The sequence below is a fragment of the Sporosarcina pasteurii genome, assembly GCF_041295575.1.
Taxonomy (GTDB): Bacteria; Bacillota; Bacilli; order Bacillales_A; family Planococcaceae; genus Sporosarcina; species Sporosarcina pasteurii.
This window is the reverse complement of record NZ_CP160452.1, coordinates 1,035,284-1,054,387: the sequence shown is the minus strand read 5'-3', so window position 1 is coordinate 1,054,387 and position 19,104 is coordinate 1,035,284. Positions and strand designations below refer to the sequence as shown.

Annotated in this window: 18 protein-coding genes and 1 other RNA gene; all 19 read right to left on the bottom strand. The window is 41.3% G+C overall.

Annotated elements, in window-relative coordinates; all coding sequences use genetic code 11:
• Positions 1–514: 514 nt before the first annotated feature.
• A non-coding RNA gene (ssrS, locus tag AB1H92_RS04825) (6S RNA) lies at positions 515–710 on the bottom strand.
• Positions 711–846: 136 nt separating this feature from the next.
• On the bottom strand, positions 847–2,502 hold the full coding sequence (locus tag AB1H92_RS04820) for a DASS family sodium-coupled anion symporter (protein WP_166739591.1): 1,656 nt from the start codon (positions 2,500–2,502) through the stop codon (positions 847–849).
• A gap of 147 nt (positions 2,503–2,649) precedes the next feature.
• Positions 2,650–3,366: a response regulator gene (locus AB1H92_RS04815; protein WP_115361937.1), complete on the bottom strand. Its 717-nt coding sequence runs from the start codon at positions 3,364–3,366 to the stop codon at positions 2,650–2,652.
• The gene (dcuS, locus tag AB1H92_RS04810; protein WP_115361939.1) at positions 3,359–4,948 is read right to left on the bottom strand and encodes a DcuS/MalK family sensor histidine kinase; all 1,590 of its coding nucleotides are present in this window, start codon (positions 4,946–4,948) and stop codon (positions 3,359–3,361) included. Before dcuS ends, AB1H92_RS04815 begins: the two co-directional genes overlap by 8 nt.
• 192 nt (positions 4,949–5,140) lie before the next feature.
• On the bottom strand, positions 5,141–5,791 hold the full coding sequence (locus AB1H92_RS04805; RefSeq protein WP_166739476.1) for a hypothetical protein: 651 nt from the start codon (positions 5,789–5,791) through the stop codon (positions 5,141–5,143).
• A gap of 186 nt (positions 5,792–5,977) precedes the next feature.
• Complete coding sequence (locus tag AB1H92_RS04800; RefSeq protein ID WP_115361943.1) at positions 5,978–7,168, bottom strand: ABC transporter substrate-binding protein; 1,191 nt, start codon at positions 7,166–7,168, stop codon at positions 5,978–5,980.
• Positions 7,169–7,230: 62 nt separating this feature from the next.
• Positions 7,231–7,938: an ABC transporter ATP-binding protein gene (locus tag AB1H92_RS04795; RefSeq protein ID WP_115361945.1), complete on the bottom strand. Its 708-nt coding sequence runs from the start codon at positions 7,936–7,938 to the stop codon at positions 7,231–7,233.
• On the bottom strand, positions 7,931–8,698 hold the full coding sequence (locus AB1H92_RS04790) for an ABC transporter ATP-binding protein (RefSeq protein WP_115361947.1): 768 nt from the start codon (positions 8,696–8,698) through the stop codon (positions 7,931–7,933). Before AB1H92_RS04790 ends, AB1H92_RS04795 begins: the two co-directional genes overlap by 8 nt.
• Positions 8,698–9,726, bottom strand: a complete 1,029-nt coding sequence (locus AB1H92_RS04785) for a branched-chain amino acid ABC transporter permease (protein WP_115361949.1) — start codon at positions 9,724–9,726, stop codon at positions 8,698–8,700. Before AB1H92_RS04785 ends, AB1H92_RS04790 begins: the two co-directional genes overlap by 1 nt.
• Positions 9,726–10,589: a branched-chain amino acid ABC transporter permease gene (locus AB1H92_RS04780; protein ID WP_115361951.1), complete on the bottom strand. Its 864-nt coding sequence runs from the start codon at positions 10,587–10,589 to the stop codon at positions 9,726–9,728. Before AB1H92_RS04780 ends, AB1H92_RS04785 begins: the two co-directional genes overlap by 1 nt.
• Before the next feature lie 44 nt (positions 10,590–10,633).
• Complete coding sequence (locus AB1H92_RS04775) at positions 10,634–11,836, bottom strand: thiolase family protein (RefSeq protein WP_115361953.1); 1,203 nt, start codon at positions 11,834–11,836, stop codon at positions 10,634–10,636.
• A 15-nt stretch (positions 11,837–11,851) separates the two neighbouring features.
• A complete protein-coding gene (locus tag AB1H92_RS04770; protein WP_115361955.1) occupies positions 11,852–13,000 on the bottom strand; it encodes an acyl-CoA dehydrogenase family protein in 1,149 nt (382 codons plus the stop codon).
• Positions 12,997–13,410 (bottom strand): thioesterase family protein, encoded by a 414-nt coding sequence (locus AB1H92_RS04765; RefSeq protein ID WP_115361957.1) that lies wholly within the window; start codon positions 13,408–13,410, stop codon positions 12,997–12,999. Before AB1H92_RS04765 ends, AB1H92_RS04770 begins: the two co-directional genes overlap by 4 nt.
• Before the next feature lie 18 nt (positions 13,411–13,428).
• Positions 13,429–14,601: a thiolase family protein gene (locus AB1H92_RS04760; RefSeq protein ID WP_115361959.1), complete on the bottom strand. Its 1,173-nt coding sequence runs from the start codon at positions 14,599–14,601 to the stop codon at positions 13,429–13,431.
• A 33-nt stretch (positions 14,602–14,634) separates the two neighbouring features.
• Entirely contained in the window at positions 14,635–15,036 is a 402-nt protein-coding gene (locus AB1H92_RS04755) for a MaoC/PaaZ C-terminal domain-containing protein (RefSeq protein WP_115361961.1), read from the bottom strand.
• Complete coding sequence (locus AB1H92_RS04750; protein WP_115361963.1) at positions 15,033–15,482, bottom strand: MaoC family dehydratase N-terminal domain-containing protein; 450 nt, start codon at positions 15,480–15,482, stop codon at positions 15,033–15,035. Before AB1H92_RS04750 ends, AB1H92_RS04755 begins: the two co-directional genes overlap by 4 nt.
• Positions 15,483–15,497: 15 nt before the next feature.
• Positions 15,498–16,262: a 3-oxoacyl-ACP reductase FabG gene (gene fabG, locus AB1H92_RS04745; protein WP_115361965.1), complete on the bottom strand. Its 765-nt coding sequence runs from the start codon at positions 16,260–16,262 to the stop codon at positions 15,498–15,500.
• 28 nt (positions 16,263–16,290) lie between these two features.
• Positions 16,291–17,469: an acyl-CoA dehydrogenase family protein gene (locus AB1H92_RS04740; protein ID WP_115361967.1), complete on the bottom strand. Its 1,179-nt coding sequence runs from the start codon at positions 17,467–17,469 to the stop codon at positions 16,291–16,293.
• Between the two features lie 29 nt (positions 17,470–17,498).
• On the bottom strand, positions 17,499–19,100 hold the full coding sequence (locus AB1H92_RS04735; protein WP_115361969.1) for a long-chain fatty acid--CoA ligase: 1,602 nt from the start codon (positions 19,098–19,100) through the stop codon (positions 17,499–17,501).
• Between the last annotated feature and the right edge of the window lie 4 nt (positions 19,101–19,104).

The window sequence follows — 19,104 nt, the reverse complement described above, 5'->3', positions numbered from 1 at the left end:
TAAGGCACTCATCACGATTATAAAAATAAATAAAAAACTTTTATTTTTATCTAGAAATACTGGAAATTCGGATTAAAAGCAAATCTTTTACTGGAAAATTAGATAAATTTACAACCCAATCACTTATCATGTTTATATCATTTATCAATAAAAAGAATGTTTATTTGTTAATTTAGCAACACACTTTATGCATACTGGAATTAAATGGGTTATATGTCTATCAATTCTATTTCCAGTTAATTAATTCCATATATAGAATAAATAGGATTATGTCTAATCAATGAATTTTATTATGATTGAAGGTATTCCACTATAAATTTGTTACATACCTACATGATTCCTTCATTAATGCATCAAAGTAAAGCGCTAGTGATTAGAAGATTTCTCTTCGATCACTAGCGCTTTAATGTTTTTACAAAATAATAATTGGACTAAAATAAAAAACATCCTACGATCAAAGTCTGATACGAAAGATGTTTACGTCTATGATTGCTTTATTAAATTTCTCACTTATGTAGAAGCCGCCTTTGCCGTAAGTCATTAGAAAGTTTTAAACCACCACTCCTCAAAGTGGGTGTTCGCAGAAACCTTCCTGTCTGTCCTCGTTGTTCGCGAAAAGAACGAGGCTTGCCATTTCAGTTTCAATTTAAAACTCCCTTTTACAGCATAAAGGTTAAAACTTAATCGTATTACGAACAATGCAGCTTGGATTTAGTATTTTACAGGACAAGTCTCCCTGTTTCAACGGTAATATATTCCTACGTGGAAACATGCTTCTACTCCTCATCAGTTTGACTAAAAAAATGCCCATCACCCTAATCAATTCAGGTGATGGGCACAGTCATTTTATTTAATAAAATGAGCAGGTACACTATTTAAGTCAATTCCCCAAACAACTGGCATTAAATACGCAATGACCAATATAATTAAGCATAAAGCAAAGAAATTCACAAGGAACCCAACCCGTACCATTTCCACAATTCTTATTTTCCCAGTACCAAAGATAATCGCATTTGGTGGTGTGCCGACCGGTAACATGAATGCACAGTTTGCGGCCATTGCGGCAGGAATCATTAACGCAAATGGATGAATGTTTAAAGCTAGGGCAAGTGCCGCTAGCACTGGTAAAATCATCGTTGCGGTTGCTGTATTTGATGTAATTTCGGTTAATCCAAGAACGAGTAACGTCGAAAGTGTAATAATTAACAGCATATTAAAGCCGTCTAATAATGTTAATTGTCCACCAATCCATTCGGATAACCCCGTTTGACGGAACCCTGCTGCGATTGCTAGTCCACCGCCGAACAGTAACAGAATGCCCCATGGAATTTCTTTCGAGTCTTTCCACTCGAGAATGCGACTGCCATGTTTCTTAGATGTCGGAATCGCGAATAAGAGTGCTGTTGCGAGAATGGCGATTTGCCCATCTTTTAAATCAGGTAAAAGGTCAAGCCAGATAAACTCTCTTGTAATCCACATAAAAGCCGCAAAGATGAATACGCCAGCGACGACTTTTTCCTCGTGGATGACTTTTCCGAGCGCTTTACGTTCTTCCTGAATGACTTCTTGTCCGCCAGGAAGTCCTTTAATGTTCATTCTAAAAACAAATCTGCCTAAATAAATCCAAGTTGTGATAATTAGTAAAAGAACAATCGGTATTGCAATTAACATCCAGTTTGCGAAAGAAATTTCCACATCGAAAAGTTCTTTTACTTGTGCGGCAAGAATAATATTGGGCGGTGTCCCGATCAGTGTTCCGAGTCCCCCAATTGTTCCTGCGTACCCGATTCCGAAAATCAATGCTTTCTCGAACTTCGGAATCTCTTTCTCTTCAGGTCTTCCTTTTAGCGCTTCGGCAACTTGCGCAGTAATCGCAAGGCCCATCGGAATCATCATCATAACGGCTGCCGTATTGGATACCCACATCGATAAAAAAGCGGTCGCCGTCATGAAGCCAAGTAAAATGCGCTGTGTACTCGTTCCAATGAAGGAAATGATCGCCAACGCCATACGCTTATGTAAATTCCATTTTTCCATTGCCGTTGCGATAAAGAAACCGCCTAGGAATAGGTAGATAATATCGTTCCCGTAAGCTGCCGTAACTGTTCCACTCTCAAGTGCCCCCGTAGCTGGTAACAAGAAGATTGGCAGTAGCGAGGTAACTGGAATCGGAATCGCTTCCGTAATCCACCACGTTGCAACCCATAACGTCACCGCAAGCACTGCTTTTGCTTCTGTTGATAAACCTTCTGGTGAGAAGAACATAAACGTTAATAAAAATAAGAGCGGTCCAAGGAGCAGTCCTACTATTTGTGCAGTCGAATAAGATTTCTTATTGTATGGATTATCCGGTTCTTGTGGCGGTTCATTCTTCTCCGTCCCTTTTAACTTGTCATCATTCTTTTTTACTTTATCTACTTCTTTTGTATATGAAAAAAAGTTAAGTAATTTTTTAGTCTGGTTATGCGAGTGCCAAAGCCCTTGCCAGACAGTTGAAACCATTGTCTTCAAAATATAACCCCCTTATGTAAGCGTTTGCTTAGATATTAACAATAATGACATATGTGGTGAAAGCATAGATTGTGTAAGTAAGTAAAACCTTTTGTAAATAAAAAAAGCAAGACGCAATGATGAAATTGCGTCTTGTTTTTAATTTAACAAGGACTTTAAAATCGAGACTTTACCAGGTTGTAAGTAAAATCGATGTAACGGCCGGCCTGTTTCTTGATAAATCACTTCAACTTGTAAGAGGTTCATTTCTGCTAAATGGTTTATGTACTTCCTCACAGAAACGCGCGATATGCCTGTCTCCATCGCTAAATCAGCAGCTGAAAATGAGGTTGGTTCTCGCTTTAAAATCTGGTTGACGATCACCGACAATGTTCTAGTCGTCAATCCTTTAGGCAATTCCAATGGACGTGCGAATGGTTCTTTACCTGATTTCAGAAAAAATGAATCGACTTCTTCCTGACTTACATTTGCAATGTCTTTCATCTTACTTCGCTGTTGTGCGTAATTCGTGAGCGCCTCTTGAAATCGTTCAAAACTGAATGGTTTGATTAAATAATCGACCGCTCCGTAATGCAGGGCTGTTTGAACAGATTGCTTATCATTTGCGGCCGTGATAATCATAACATCCACGGATATGTCTTCTCGCCGTAGGTCTTGCAACAGTTCAAGACCCGTTTTATCGCCCATATAGACATCTAATAAAATCAGGTCAACTTTCACAGATTGGCAAAATGCCCAGCCTTCTTCAGCATTTTCAGCAATTCCCGCCAATGAAAAGCCTGGAATGCTTTCCAAATAAATGGCGTTAAACTTCGCAACCATGGGATCATCTTCAATTATTAATACGTTAATCATGTATGTCCCCCTCGTACGGAATTTTCACGTTAAATTCTGTTCCTGTGTCTTTTGAAGTCGTTACTTTTATTGTACCACCTAATTCGTTTAATGCTTTATTGATTAAATAAAGTCCGTACCCGCGATTTTCTCCTTTTGTTGAAATACCTATTTGGGATGCTTCATTTTCATTTAAACCAGGGCCGTTGTCGCGAATATCAAAGTAGAAAAAGTTATTTTCATAATGAACGGTCATTTCTATATGCGCAAATGTCTGGTCCCGTACGGCTTCACTCGCATTATCAAAAAGGTTTCCGACAATCGTGATGATTTTATCCATATGTACGATATTTTTTAGTGCCGGAAGCGGACGCTCTCCCGTTAAGTCGATTTCAATATCAAACTTCCGTGCTTCACTTAATTTATTAACCAAAAAGCCTGACAGAACTGGGTCTTTAACTAACCTAGACACTGCCCCTACTTCCTGTTGATAGGCACTGGAAATATAGGTCGTATACGCTTGTAATTCCTCATACGATTTTGTATGAACCATTGCTGAAATGACGTGCAGTTTATTCATAAATTCATGGGTTTGCACGCGAAGGATTTCCGCGAAGCTTTTCGCACTCGATAGCTGCTCCACTAAAGAAGTGAGTTCCGTTTTATCCCGGAAAGTGGCGAGTGCGCCCACAATTTTACCGTTTAATACGACAGGTACGCGATTGACGACGATTTCGATGCCGTTTAAATTTTGTTGTTCATCCAGGGAAGTATTTCCAGTTTGAAGGACTTCTTTTAACGCTGACATTTGCGGAAATGCGTCTGCTTGTTGACCGATTAAGCTTTCAGTAATGCCAGCTTTTTGAAAGATCTGGTTTGCCGCTTGATTGGCGACAATAATTTCTCCTTCGTCATTCATCGCAAGAATGCCTTCTTTAACGGATTCAAGCATCGCATCCCGCTCACCTAATCGTTTTGCAATGTCTTTGGGTTCCAGACCATATAAAGTTTTCTTCACTTGTCTCGCCAATAAAAAAGCTCCGATGATCCCGACGAGTAATCCAACACCAATTGCTATGTAAATTGTTTTTAAGCTTTCAAAAACAGCCGCCTGAATATTTTCGGATAAAACACCCACTGACACAACGCCGACTAACTCATGTTCATGATAAATGGGCACAAATGCACGCAATGACTCGCCGAGCGTCCCGTGCGCGGTGGATGTGTAACTCTCACCCTCATAGGCACGATCTTCATCGCCACCAACGAAGTACTCCCCAATCCGCTCTCCCACTGGATGTGACAAGCGGATGTGTTCTTTGTTCAACACGACGATATACTCAACACCTGTTTCTTCTTGTACACTTTTCGTGAATGTTTGAATCTTATCTGGGGATTCCTTTCCAATTAATCCATCTTGAATCAGCTGTGTGTGACTAATTGTCTTCGCAAGATCCATCACTTTATTCGCATGGAACTCTTTTGAATTTGCAATGGCTTTATTGCCAATTAAATAAGCCGTCACCGCAATCGCAATGAGAACAACCGTACAAACTAAAACGGTTAACTTCGTTTGAAGGCTGACATTTTTATTTTTAGACATGTTTGTATAAGCTCCTATTCAATCAAGTAAAAATGAAAACCCGGGATTTCCTATTTTGGAAAACCCGAGATTGGTCAGAGGAAGCGACTGGATTAAGTAAAGAAAAAATCATGATTATCAGTCGGTAATTAGCAGACTTTTAAAAAGTGTCAGGTGCCCAAATGCAAGAGCTCCTGACACTTTCTTATTATTCTATTTCGTTGCCATTTCTGGAAATGTAATTGCTAATTGTCGATTGACGTTAATCACTTCCATCATTTCATGATCAAAGAGGTATGGCGTATCTTGGCTGTCTTGCGGATTGATTTCTTCATATATATTTTTCACCGACAATACCGGAAATGTAATCGGCATCGTTCGTCCTTGGTTTTTAATGGTCATATTGCCCATCAAAAATAACTCTTTACTAGACGCTGCAAAACTGAGATGACCTACCTTTTTATTGCCAGAAAGTATTTTGATCCCTTGTAAAAGTGAAATGATACAAATTAAAAAGTCATTCATAATTTCCACCGGTAATCTTTCAAGCCCTAACTCTTGAAACAACCTATTAAATCCATTTCGTATATCTTTAAATGAAAACAGATGCTCAATTTTTCTACGCACTTTTGTTTTCCCAAGATTATTAATGATTTCCTTACATTCATCTAAATACGCTTTCGCATAGCCCGTACTATTCTCTCTATGTACAATGAAATCTGTCAGATCTCGAATCACTTGTTGATCGCGGCTGTGCTCGCGAACCACCATCAAAAAACCGTACAAATCTTTTTCATCAAAACTTCTCTCCGAAAATTTTCCGTAATAATAGTCGACTAACTGTTTTTCTTTTTTGTCCATCATATTCTCCCCTACTTTTGCATGTAAAAATATCTTCTTTCAACTATATCATTTTTTATATGGTTAAACCTACTGAAAGGGCGCGTATAGAATCAATTACCCTAAGTATCTAGCATAGAAAATCATTCTATTAAAAAAATTAATCTCGTTGAAAAAGGAACCTAGGAGGCTCCTTTTCACAATCATTATTCATTGGGTACTAAATTGATGTAACTCCCCATCTTCAATATAAGCCATTCGCAGTCGCTGCTCAAATCCACCATTTTCATCGACACCTTTAATCACGTACACTTGTTTTGCTTCGGGAAGGTTTTTCGCACCTTCATCCAATGCAGCCATAATTTTTTTCGTATCATCAACAGTTCCAGCAGCTTTCATTGCCTCTGTCAAAATATAAAGAGACAAATAATGGAAACCGGCTTCAGACCCTGGATTTTTTCCGTGTTGTTCATGATATTTTTCTACAAATTCAGCCGTTCCTGGAAAATCCGAATCCACAAGCGGGGTGACAGCGACTACACCTTCCATCAAATCATAATTCCCGTCTAGAACTGCTGCCATTTGGTCTACTTTTGCCTGGTCCATCACGATGAATCCGCCTTCAAATCCGAGGTCGCGTGCTTGTTTTAAGACGAGTGCCGTTGGTTCAGACGCGCCTCCAATAAAGAGGACATCTGGATCTTTGCTTAATGCATTCGATAAAATCGTTTGAAAATCCGTGTCTTTACTAAAATCAATCGATTCATCAAATACAATTTCTCCCCCGTGTTCTTCCCAAACCGGTCGAAGCGCGTCTGCCCAATCTTTCCCGTACTGGGTAGCTGTAGGAAGAAATGCAATTCTCTTGCCGAATCTTTCTATTTCATACTTTGTAAAAGGTTCAATATAATTATCGTAACGCGGCGGAATGCGAACGTTAAGCGTATTTCCTTGTTCCGTTACGCCCGGCTCACTTGTATACCCCATGATGATAAAATCCTCTAACTCGTTAAAAACTTGCATGGCATAAATTCCGCCACTATGCGGGCTATAAATAATTTTTGCATCGTTCTCCTGAACTAATCGTTTCGCGTTTGCGGCTGTTTCATTCGGCGAGTACATATCATCAAGTGTTTCTAGCTTAATTTTGTACGTTTGCCCATCGACTTCAAAACCGCCTTCCGCATTTATATCTTCCGCTGCCATTTTAAGCCCATTTAACGTGTCCTCTCCGTAATAAGCTGCTGGACCACTTAACGGACCGGAATAACCGATAATTAACTCTTTAGAACCTCCAGAAACTCCGCTTTCCGCATTAGTTGAATCCTCATTACACGCCGTTAATGCAAACGTTAAAAGAAGTAGCACACTAATCAAAAGCCAACCCTTAAGCCTCTTCATCTATTTTTCCCCCTTTACAAACTTTTAATAACCGGTAGTTTAGAGCAAGTTCCCGCCTTTAGCTAAGCGCCAATATACGCCTTTCGGATTGCATCATTATTAAACAATGCTCGGCTCTCACCTTGCAGAACGATTGTGCCATTCTCAATGACATAGCCTCTGTCCGCAATTTTCAGTGCTGCATTCGCATTTTGTTCCGCAAGCAAAACGGTTGTCCCACTTTTATTAATTTCTTGGATAATCGAAAACATCTGTTCAACGATCAGTGGCGCAAGTCCAATGGAAGGCTCATCCATCATGATGAGTTTCGGTTTCGCCATTAACGCTCGCCCGATTGCGAGCATTTGCTGTTGTCCGCCGCTTAATGAACCAGCAGGATCCTCTTTTTTATCATATAGAATTGGAAATAGTTCATAAGCTTCCGCTAAAGATTGCTTCAGTTGCGCCTTCTTACTACGATGTACAAATCCACCCATCATCAGGTTTTCCTGTACAGACATATCTGCAAAAAGCTTTTTCCCTTCAGCACATTGGACAACTCCTGCTTTCACCATTTTATCCGGTGAAAATCCGCGAACGCTTTGACCAATAAAATGAATCTCTCCTGAACTCGGTTTATTTAAGCCGCTAATCGTATTAAAGATGGTACTTTTCCCTGCCCCGTTCGCACCGAGTAAAACGACTAACTCTCCTTCTGTCACATGGAGGTTAATCCGATTGAGCGCTTCGAACGGTCCAAATTTTACAGTCACATCCGTTAATTTAAGCACTGACTCCGCCTCCTAAATACGCTTCAATGACAACCGGATTGTTTTGTATTTCCTCAGGCGAGCCTTCTGCAATTTTCGAACCATGATTCAGTACCATAATGCTATCTGCAAGTCCCATAATCATTTGCATTTTATGTTCAATCGTGCAAACAGTAATGCCACTTTCAGCGATTTTTTTAATTAACATTGCTAAATCATCGGTTTCTTCTGGGTTAATGCCCGCAGCGGGTTCATCTAAAAATAAAACTAACGGATCTGTCGCCAGAGCAAGTGCAATGGCGACGCGTTTTTTAGCTTCTTGCGAGATGCCTGCGACTGGGCGTTCCGCGATCTCCTCAAGTCCAACAAACGCCAATGTTTCCATCGCTTTATCATAAGCTGCTCGTGCCTCACGCCGTTCTCTTTTCGTCCGGAAAATGGCATCATAAAGTTTTGACTGGGTCCGCAACCGATGACCGACAATAACATTATCCAGGACTGTTGCACGCTCGAATAAATGTGTTGTCTGGAATGTACGTGCAATTCCAAGTCTTGCGCAAAGATGGGCGGGCAATCTTGTGATATCTTTTCCTTCAAACAGAATTGATCCAGCACTCGGCGGATAAAAGCCGCTAATTAAATTGAAAAATGTTGATTTACCGGCACCATTAGGGCCAATAATTGCAGTGATTTTTCCTTTTTCAATTTCAAAATCAACTTCATTGACCGCTGTTAATCCCCCAAATTGTTTCGTCAAGCCTTTTAGTTCGATAAATGCCATTAAGATACCTCCCGGCTTTGAATTTTGGACGATTCTAAAGAATTCTTCTGCTCTTGCTTAGTGGCTCTTTTTTTTCTCGCTTCGTCAAATTTAATTTTCAACGAAAAATAAGCGCCAGCGAGTCCCGCCGGATAAAAGATGACAATCATGACCAATATCGGACCGAAGATTAACATGCGATACTCTTGGAAGCTTTGTAGAAATTGCGTCAACCAAACAAAGATCATCGTCCCGACAATCGGTCCAGTTAATGTTCCAAGACCACCAACGATGAGGTAAATCAGAAAGTTAAACACCATTTCCAAACCTGCAATTTCCGGGCCTATAAATCGCGTCAGTGAAGCATACAATCCGCCAGCAAGTCCTGCATAAGCTATGGAGACAACAAATGAGACAAGTTTATTTGTCCTTGTGTTAATGCCAAGTGTTTGTGCCAACTCTTCACTGTTGCGAATTGCAATATAGGTTCTTCCGGTGAGTGAATGAACAATCCGCACACCAATGAAAATCGAGATGACAAGAAAAAATAGTACTAAATAATACATCGAAGTCGCCGAAGTAAATTCGATTGGGCCAATTGCATCTGGAACAGGAATCCCGATTAAGCCGCGCACCCCGCCTGTTAAGCTATCCCATTTATCAATTAATAAATAAATGAGATACCCAACAATCAATGTGTAAATTGCAAAAAAATGTTCTCGCGTCCGTAGGGCAATCACCCCAAGTAGAAGACCTGCAACACATGTAATGACCATAGCAACTAACAGTGCAAGCCAAAAATTTAGTTCATACCTCGTCGTTAAAATCCCGACACTGTACGCACCTATCGCAAAAAAACCTGCATGTGCGAGGGATAATTGACCCGTAAATCCGGCTAATAAATTCATTCCATAAACGGCAATGATAAAAATAAAACAAGTTGTCATGATGTATAATACATAGCGGTTATCTGCAAAAACGAGTGGAAATGCAATCGCCAACAGGAGAATGAACATGATACCGGTGCGATTGTTGAACAACTTCCCCATTAATAAGCCTCCTTTGCAAACAACCCTTTAGGACGCGCCGTCATAATCAAAATTAATAGCAAAAATGCAATCATATCTTTGTAATCATTTGATAAGTATGTTGCGCCTAAACTTTCAGAGATGCCAAGAATGAGTCCACCTATAATGGCCCCTGGAATACTTCCCATTCCGCCGATAATGACGACAACAAATGCTTTTAAAATGACGAGATGCCCCATGCCAGGAAACACAAGATTAATGGGTGAAGCGAGTGATGCTGCAATTGCGGCAAGAACGCCGGATATTGCAAATGTCATCATGGCCACAATGTTTGTGTTAATGCCCACAAGGAATGCCCCGTCTCTATTTTGAGCCATCGCCATAATCGAAGCGCCAATCATCGTCTTTTTCAAGAATAGATAGAGCAAAACAACAACAATCACAGCAACTGCAATGACTAGTAATCTTTGAGGAGACGTTGAGATTCCTGCAATCTTCACTGCATCACCAAATGGCGTAATCATTCGATGGTAGTCGTTCCCCCATACGAGCGAAACGAATGCTTGGAAAAATAAAACTAAACCGATTGCCGCGATTTTATCGTGAATAGGTGGCGCATTTCTGAGTGGATTAAATACGAGTCGCTCCATCAAAACAGCAAGGAGTGCTACGACGATTATGGAGAGTAAAATCGCGATAAAGTAATGAACGCCTGCCGATTTCATAATCATTAACGTTACGTATCCACCAATTAAATAGAGAGAACCATGTGCAAAGTTTGGCACATGTAAAATCCCAAATACGAGCGTTAATCCGATACCGACAAGAAAATAAACACTGCCAAGGGTCAATCCGTTTAATAACTGTTGAAAAAGTAACTCCATCAAATTCCCCCCTTATTCAAGTAGGATTGGTGAAGATGTCATGCTCAATCATTTTGAAGATTTTCAATCAGTATCGCCATGCCTTGACCACCGCCGACACATAGGGACGCAATGCCGAATCGTTCATGTCTTCGTTTCAACTCATGCATCAAAGTCACAACAATTCTCGCTCCCGTTGCACCAACTGGATGTCCTAATGCAATAGCACCGCCATTTACATTTAATTTATGAGTATCGATGCCAAGCTCTTGTTGAACAGCAAGTGCTTGGGCCGCAAAGGCTTCGTTGATTTCAAACAGATCAATTTCTTCTAATGTTTTGTTCGTTCGCGCTAGCAACTTTTTTATTGCCGGAACTGGGCCAATGCCCATAATTTCTGGATCCACCCCGACCGTCACCCAGTCGATTACCGCCGCCATCGGATTCAAGTTGAGGTCTTTCGCTTTCCCCTCTGTCATGAGCAGAACTGCCGCCGCGCCATCATTTCTTCCACAAGTATTACCAGCTGTGACCGTTCCGTCTCTTTTGAATACCGTTTTTAACTGCTGAAGCTTTTCGAATGTCGTTTCAGGGCGTGGATGCTCGTCTTGATCGAAAAAATAAGACCCTTTTTTCGTTTTAATTTCAATTGGGACAATTTCATTATTAAATCTTCCATTCTCAATTGCTACGGCAGCACGTCTTTGACTTTCAATCGAAAATGCATCCTGCGCTTCCCTAGATACATCAAATTGCTCGGCGACATTTTCAGCTGTCATGCCCATTCCCAGTTCAGTGCCATACATTTCACTCGGCTGCTGTCCGGCTTCCGTATTCGAATCTACAAGCCTTGCCTTGTCCCCGCCAAATCTAGAATTACGTAAGTAAATGGGGGAGTTGCTCATACTCTCCGTACCACCTGCGATGACAACTTCCGCCTGGCGAGATTGAATTTGCTGAACGCCAGAAGCGATTGCCTGCATCCCGGAAGCACATAAGCGATTAATCGTGAATGCTGGCTTTTCTACTGGAATTTTCGCACGAAGCGCTGCGACTCGTGCAACGTTCGAAGACTCTGTCGTCTGCCTGACTTCGCCTAGAATCACTTCATCGACCACTTCCGGAGATACGTAGGATTTCTTCAACACTTCTTCGATCACATGAGCTGCTAAATTGCCCGAATTTAATTCCTTTAATGTTCCCCCATATCTTCCAATCGGCGTTCGCACACCTTGTACAATCACCACTCTTTCTACTCTTTCACCCAAAACAATCCCTCACTTTTACGTGTATTCTTTATTTAATTGACTTGCAATAATATTTTTCTGAATTTCGGACGTTCCTTCATAAATACGCGTAATGCGCGCATCCCGGTAAAAACGTTCAATCGGATAATCCGCGATATACCCAATGCCTCCGTGGATTTGCAGCGCTTTATCCGCAACTCGGTTATACACTTCAGAGCCAAACAACTTCACCATTGCCGCTTCTTTAATGACCTTTTCACCTTCATCAACCATGTTCGCTACGCGGTATGTCAACGCCCTAAGCGCTTCAATGTCGACCGCCATTTCCGCCAACATATGCCCCACTGCCTGATGCTCAATAATCGGAACGTTAAATTGTTCACGACTTTTCGCATAAGTCACGGAAAGGTCTAATAGTTTTTGTGCAGAACCTAGGTTTCTAGCGGCAAGTCCAGCCCGTCCATTGGCCAATATTTTTAGGGCATTGACGTATCCTTCCCCGACTTCCCCTAATACGTTTTCAACTGGGACTTCACAGTTTTCCAGTATAATTTCAGCGGAGTGTGAACCGCGTAGCCCCATTTTATTTTCGACTGCGCCGACGTGGAAACCTGGAAAATCTTTTTCAATAATAAAGGATGTAATGCCTTTCGCACCTTTTTCCGGATCTGTCACGGCCATTACTGTAAAAATATCGGCTTCTGTTGCATTTGTAATATAATGCTTGGTGCCATTTAAAATATATTTATCGCCCTGTCTTTTCGCTGTTGTTTTTAAATTAATCGCATGAGATCCAGCTTTCGGTTCTGTTAACGCAAATGCACCAATTCGTTTACCCGTTGCCATATCCGGTAAATACTTTTTCTTTTGCGCTTCATTGCCCAACTCCACAATGCCGACCGTTCCAATCCCTGTATGTGCGCCGATTAATGTTGTGTAGCCGTTATGGGTAGCGCCGATTTCTTCATACAACATACATTTTTCAACCATGTTAATGCCGAGACCACCGTATTCTTCAGGGATGCTTAAACCGAATAGGCCCATTTCTTTTGACATTTCAACAATACGTTCAGGAATATGGTTCTCCTCTTCAATTTGCATGGCAACGGTTTCTACTTCATTTTGAATAAAGTCTCGTACACTTCTTCTTAATAACTCGATATCTTCACTCACTGTAACCGTCATGAAGACAACTCCTTTGTGTCCATATGTTCTTCTAATTTTTCGCGCAGTTCATCCGGAATTACGATCGATTGTTGTGCTTCATAATCAAAGCACACAACGACTGCACTGCCTTTTGCGATGTGCTCCCCGGTTTCAGCATCATAAATGTTATGGGCCATCGTATAGCTTTTCGTCCCAACTTTTGACACTTTCGTTTTTACAGTTAGGGATTGCCCCGCGTACGCTTGTGCTAAATAATCGCACTCCGTACGCGCAACAATAAAGTTAATGGACCGTTCTTGCGGTCCAAAACCGATCAACTTAAAAAACTTTGTTCGTGCTTCTTCGAAATAAATAAAATAACTTGTGTTATTTACATGGCCGCCTGCATCGGTTTCGCAATATCTTACGTATATTTCGATATCTGTCACGATAGACCTCCTAAAAAATCATTGTTCGCGTTCAATAATTGTTGCGATGCCTTGCCCGCCGCCAATACAGGCCGTAATAAGTGCATACCTTCCGCCCGAACGCTGTAACTCATAAATTGCTTTTGTGGCTAAAATAGCCCCGGTTGCGCCAAGTGGATGTCCGTGAGCAATTGCACCGCCATTCACATTCACTTTTTCGAGATCCATATTCAGTTCACGGTTACAGGCAAGCACTTGGGCTGCAAATGCTTCGTTAATTTCAATTAAATCGATCTCATCTAATTGAAGGCCTGCCTTTTCTAATACTTTATTTGTAGCGGGAACCGGACCAATCCCCATAATGTTCGGATCTACCCCTGCGACTGCATGTGCACGAATAACAGCTAACGGTTTTACCCCTAATTGTTCCGCTTTTTCTCTGGACATTACAACAACTGCCGATGCAGCGTCATTTAAACCAGAGCTACTGCCCGCTGTCACTGTACCGCCTTCAAGAAAAACTGGACGTAATTTGGCTAAAGCTTCTATTGACGTTTCCGGGCGCGGATGTTCGTCTACTTTAAAAACAATCGGCTCACCTTTTCGAACCGGAATCGTAATCGGGACAATTTGTTCATCGAAACGTCCTTCTTCCATAGCCCTAGCCATTTTCTGCTGACTTTGAAGCGCAAATTCATCTTGTTCTTCTCGTCCGACCTCATATTTTTCCACCAAATTTTCAGCTGTAATCCCCATAGGCGGGTTGCCAATTTCATCAGGCGATAATTGCGATTTTGTAAAGCGAGGCGGCATAGAATTGTACGCTTTTTCTGGACGCTCCATTAAATAAGGTGCCCGGCTCATACTTTCAATGCCCCCTGCGACGAAAACATCACCATCTCCAGCCCAAATGGCTTGTGCAGCTAAATTAATCGAATTAATGCCAGAACCGCATTGTCGGTCTATTGTTAGACCTGGAATATTGATTGATAAGCCCGTCTCTAAAGCTGCCAATCTAGCAATATTGCCACCGCCGCTTAACACATTCCCCATAATGACATCGTCAACTTGATCAGCCGAAACATTTGCCCGGCTTAAAGCTTCTTTAATTACTTCCGCCCCGTAAACATGGGCAGGGACCGATGCAAGTGCACCGCCCTGTCTTGCAATCGCTGTCCTAACCGCTGAAACAATTACCGCATCTCTTCCCATTCTATTTCCGCCCTTCGTTTATTGATTTCTGGTTTATTCTTCTTGAAAAACAATATGGCCTTTCACAACTTCTTTTTCATGTTGATTCAGCGCAACGACATTAAATGTTAGCTCATTCTCATTTCTTTCCGCTAATGTTGCTTTTAACGTAATCACATCATCCAGAAAAACCATTCCTCTAAATCGAATCGAATAATCTTTAATAAACCCTTCTTCAACGTAAGGTGTGAAAAGTTTTGCTAAGTTGCCCATCGTCCACATACCGTGTGCGATAATCCCTGGCAGACCAGCGTTTGTTGCCTCTTCGTCAATTGTATGAATCGGATTAAAATCACCCGATGCACCCGCATATTTAATTAAATCAAGTCGGCTAACCGGATTTAATTGAACGTCAGTTAAGCTTTCGCCTACTTGCAGTGCCGTAATTGTACTCATACAAGCATCCCCTTTCGCACTTCTTCGTTAATAATAATGACGCGCTCTTCTGTAAAGATCAGTTCGTCATTGCGATCAAGGCCGTGACGTGTCAAGACGAGAAAGCCCATGTTGCCAAAGCTTCCAGTTTTTTCGTAGTAATCTTTCACTTCCGTGAAACAATATACGTCTTCGCCTACAAACAACGGACGCTTATAATGAAAAGATTGCTCGCCGTGAATGAGTCCTTTTGATGGTAATGTCAAGTCAGCCACTGCACCAAACTCAAACGTTACTGGGAATGTTGGCGGTGCAATATTCCGTTTAAATCTGGAGTTTTTCCCGGCCTCTTCGTCATAATAAATAGATGATATATCTCCAATCGCTTCTGCGAATTTCTTCACAGCGCCCCTTTCAATTGTGTTTTTTATCGTTTCAGAACGTTTTCCAATCACATCTTTTAGCATCTTTCTACCTCCTATTTAATCCTTAGGTCCGCCTGCAACATAAATCACTTGTCCGCTTACAAATGAAGACTTTTCATCCGCAAAGAATTGAATGGCATTGGCAATGTCGGCAGGCTTACCGCTTCGGCCGACTGGAATATTACTGACGCTCGCCTCTACTAATTGTTCAAATGAAATGCCGATCCGTTCAGCAGTCGCCTTCGTCATATCTGTTTCAATAAATCCTGGTGCGACCGCATTTGCTGTAATGCCGAATTTACCAAGTTCAATCGCCAGCGTTTTCGTTAATCCTTGCAGACCTGCCTTTGCAGTCGCATAATTGGATTGTCCGCGATTGCCCAACGCAGAAGTGGATGAAATATTAATAATGCGGCCATAATTATTTTTGGTCATGTACGCTTGCGCAGCACGCGATGCATAGAAAGCCCCTTTTAAATGGACATCCATTACGGTATCCCAATCCTCATCTGTCATTTTAAACAGTAAATTATCTCGAATAACGCCAGCGTTATTTACTAAAATATCAATCGAACCAAACTTTTCATGGATTTCTTCCATTGCAGATTCAACTTCATCTCGCTCTGTCACACTGGCGACTTTCGTGTAAACATCGTAGCCTAGTTCTTTTAAATAATTCTCCGCTTCGACGAGCGCCTCTTCATTGACATCAATTATGGCAACATTTGCACCTTCTCCAGCAAACTGTTCGACGATTGCTCTTCCAATTCCGCGACTTCCGCCTGTCACGATTGCCGTTCTATTTTTAAAACGATTCCCCATATGACATCCCTCTTTCTCTATAGTTTTCTTATACGTATTGTCCGACTCTTACATTGCCCTTCAATAAATCTCTCGAAATAATCAGTCTTTGGATCTCGTCAGTACCATCATAAATTCTCCACAGTCGTGCTTCACGGTACCATCTTTCAATCGGCAGTTCTCTTGTATACCCCATTCCGCCGTGGATTTGAAGAACTCTATCAACGACGCGGTTCCCCATATTGGCGCCGTACAGTTTCGCCATTGCCGCTAGATGACGGTTATCTTCTTCTTGATCGAGCGTAAACGCCGCATTCAGGACAAGCCATCTAGCTGCTTCAATCTCAACCGCTGAATCTGCAATTGGCCACTGGATCGCTTGTCTATCTGCGATTGGTTTTCCAAAAGTCTCTCTTTCTTTTGAATAATCTATTGCCATTTGAAGCAGTCGCTCTGCCATTCCGACAGCACGTGCACCGACTACCCATCTCGCAAAACCGATCCACTCTAGCCCCAGATTGTAACCACCGTGCAACTCACCTAAAATATTTTCTTCCGGAACACGGACATTATCGAATACTAAGCCAGCTGGTCCCCATTCGCCCATCGTATCGATAAATTCAGATTTCCATCCCATATCTCGATCGACGATGAAACAAGTGACACCTTTTCTACCTTTTGATTTGGCATGCATTTCTTTATCTGTGATCGCAATCGCCATGGTGAAATCCGCTTCATTACCGCCTGTGATAAATGTTTTCTCCCCATTTAAAACCCATTCATTGCCGTCTTTCACTGCAGTCATTCGAATATTTCTCGTGTCTGATCCTGCACCTGGTTCTGTAATCGCAAAGCAAGACTTCTTTTCTCCATTTATCGTTGGAATTAAGTATTTTTTCTTTTGTTCTTCATTTCCATAGTAGAGAATATTGTCTGCTGAACCGCCAAATGTGAAAGGGACAAACGTTTTAGATACTTCCATTAACACAATCGCCAACATCATTTGACCTAAGTCCGCTCCGCCGTATTTCTCTGGTGTATTTATCCCCCAGAATCCGAACTCTTTCGCTTTTAATTGCAGTTCTCTAAGTTTTTCAGGTGAAATGCCCGGCTTTCCTTCACGTTCATTTTTTAACACTTCAAATTCAAGTGGAATTAGCTCTTTTTCTACAAATCTTCTAATTGTTTGTTGAACCATTTTTTGTTCTTCTGATAAACGTAAATGCATATCGGTCACTCCATCTCTTATAATTATATTTATTTAGATTTCGAATTAACGGTTGTATATCGCTCTTGTAGTGTTCTTTTCAAGATTTTCCCTACAGCTGTTTTAGGAAGTTCATCTACGAAGATGACATCTTCAGGTATTTTATATGCCGATAAATTTGAACGACAGTGCTCAAGTAGTTCCTTTTCAGTTATTGTGTGATCATTCTTTAATGCAACAACTGCACGGATTGTTTCTCCTCTATATTTATCAGGTACGCCAAAAACAGCTGCTTCAAGGACCGCTGGATGTGTATAAATGACATTTTCCACCTCGATTGGATAGACATTGTATCCGCTTGCAATAATCATTTCTTTTTTCCTTCCGACAATATAAAAGAAACCGTCAGCATCCATCGTTGCAAGATCACCAGTGTACAACCAGCCATTGCGAATTGTATGTTCCGTTTCCTCTGGTTGATTCCAATAGCCCTTCATAATTTGTGGGCCTTTTATGATAAGTTCTCCAACTTCACCGTATGGAAGTGTTTGTTCCCCAGTAGCTACATCAACAATTTTGGAATCCGTATTTGGAATCGGAATGCCAATACTTCCTTCTTTTTGTAACCCCTTAACTGGATTTCGGTGAGTGACTGGTGAAGCTTCCGAAAGCCCATACCCTTCCGCAACAGTCGTACCACTTATTTCATTAAAACGATTGAGTATTTCAAGAGGCAAAGGTGCTGAACCACTTGAACATAAATTGAGACAGCTTAAATCGAATTTTTTTGTTTTATAATAATTAACGAGTGCGATATACATCGTAGGCACCCCAGGAAACGAAGTAGGTTTCGTCTTTTCAATGATTGAAACAAGTTGCTCTACTTCAAATTTAGGAACCAATATTAAGTTGCCTCCGATATGAAAAGTTACACACATTGCACTTGTCATGCCATAAACGTGAAATAACGGGATTGCTGTTAAAACACGTTCTTGACCGAAATTCGTTTTCGCAAAAGAGGTCGCTGCGCTTTGTAATGTGTTGGCGACGATATTAAAATGGGTTAACATCGCACCTTTTGGCGTACCTGTTGTTCCGCCTGTGTACTGTAGGACAGCAACATCTTCCGTAGGATTTATATCTACTTCCGGCATTACACTTTCTGCATTTGGGACGAGTTCATTCGGCATAGAACTGCTTTCAATAGAGACTGCAATCACCTTTTCAACCGGCGTTTGTTTTTGAATACTTTCAAATAAGGGTAGTAATTTATCCATAATGATCAAGACCTTTGTGCCCGAATCATTTAAAATATGAATGAGCTCAGATGCTTGATACATCGGATTCACTTGAACGATTGTAGCCCCGCAATGAAGTGCCCCGTAAAAGCTAATTGGATATTGGGGACAATTTGGAAGCATCAGTGCAACTCGATCCCCTTTTTCAACACCCATTTCATTCAGTGCACATGCCGTTTGCTTAATCCTTTCATCCAGATCGGTATAGGTATATGTGTTTTTAAAAAATGTCATCGCGGTATGCTTGGGATAAGTTGCGATGGCTTCGCCGAGCAATTGTGTCAGAGATAAGATTGGGATCTCGACGTGCTTCGGGTTTCCTTCTGCTACATGTTGCATCCACGGTCTGTCCATCTTG

Bases quoted from the DNA above. Each gene is read 5' to 3' on its own strand.
- AB1H92_RS04820 (WP_166739591.1), bottom strand. From the start codon at position 2,502: ATGGTTTCAACTGTCTGGCAAGGGCTTTGGCACTCGCATAACCAGACT.
- AB1H92_RS04815 (WP_115361937.1), bottom strand. From the start codon at position 3,366: ATGATTAACGTATTAATAATTGAAGATGATCCCATGGTTGCGAAGTTT.
- dcuS (WP_115361939.1), bottom strand. From the start codon at position 4,948: ATGTCTAAAAATAAAAATGTCAGCCTTCAAACGAAGTTAACCGTTTTA.
- AB1H92_RS04805 (WP_166739476.1), bottom strand. From the start codon at position 5,791: ATGATGGACAAAAAAGAAAAACAGTTAGTCGACTATTATTACGGAAAA.
- AB1H92_RS04800 (WP_115361943.1), bottom strand. From the start codon at position 7,168: ATGAAGAGGCTTAAGGGTTGGCTTTTGATTAGTGTGCTACTTCTTTTA.
- AB1H92_RS04790 (WP_115361947.1), bottom strand. From the start codon at position 8,698: ATGGCATTTATCGAACTAAAAGGCTTGACGAAACAATTTGGGGGATTA.
- AB1H92_RS04785 (WP_115361949.1), bottom strand. From the start codon at position 9,726: ATGGGGAAGTTGTTCAACAATCGCACCGGTATCATGTTCATTCTCCTG.
- AB1H92_RS04780 (WP_115361951.1), bottom strand. From the start codon at position 10,589: ATGGAGTTACTTTTTCAACAGTTATTAAACGGATTGACCCTTGGCAGT.
- AB1H92_RS04770 (WP_115361955.1), bottom strand. From the start codon at position 13,000: ATGACGGTTACAGTGAGTGAAGATATCGAGTTATTAAGAAGAAGTGTA.
- AB1H92_RS04760 (WP_115361959.1), bottom strand. From the start codon at position 14,601: ATGGGAAGAGATGCGGTAATTGTTTCAGCGGTTAGGACAGCGATTGCA.
- AB1H92_RS04755 (WP_115361961.1), bottom strand. From the start codon at position 15,036: ATGAGTACAATTACGGCACTGCAAGTAGGCGAAAGCTTAACTGACGTT.
- AB1H92_RS04750 (WP_115361963.1), bottom strand. From the start codon at position 15,482: ATGCTAAAAGATGTGATTGGAAAACGTTCTGAAACGATAAAAAACACA.
- fabG (WP_115361965.1), bottom strand. From the start codon at position 16,262: ATGGGGAATCGTTTTAAAAATAGAACGGCAATCGTGACAGGCGGAAGT.
- AB1H92_RS04740 (WP_115361967.1), bottom strand. From the start codon at position 17,469: ATGCATTTACGTTTATCAGAAGAACAAAAAATGGTTCAACAAACAATT.
- AB1H92_RS04735 (WP_115361969.1), bottom strand. From the start codon at position 19,100: ATGGACAGACCGTGGATGCAACATGTAGCAGAAGGAAACCCGAAGCAC.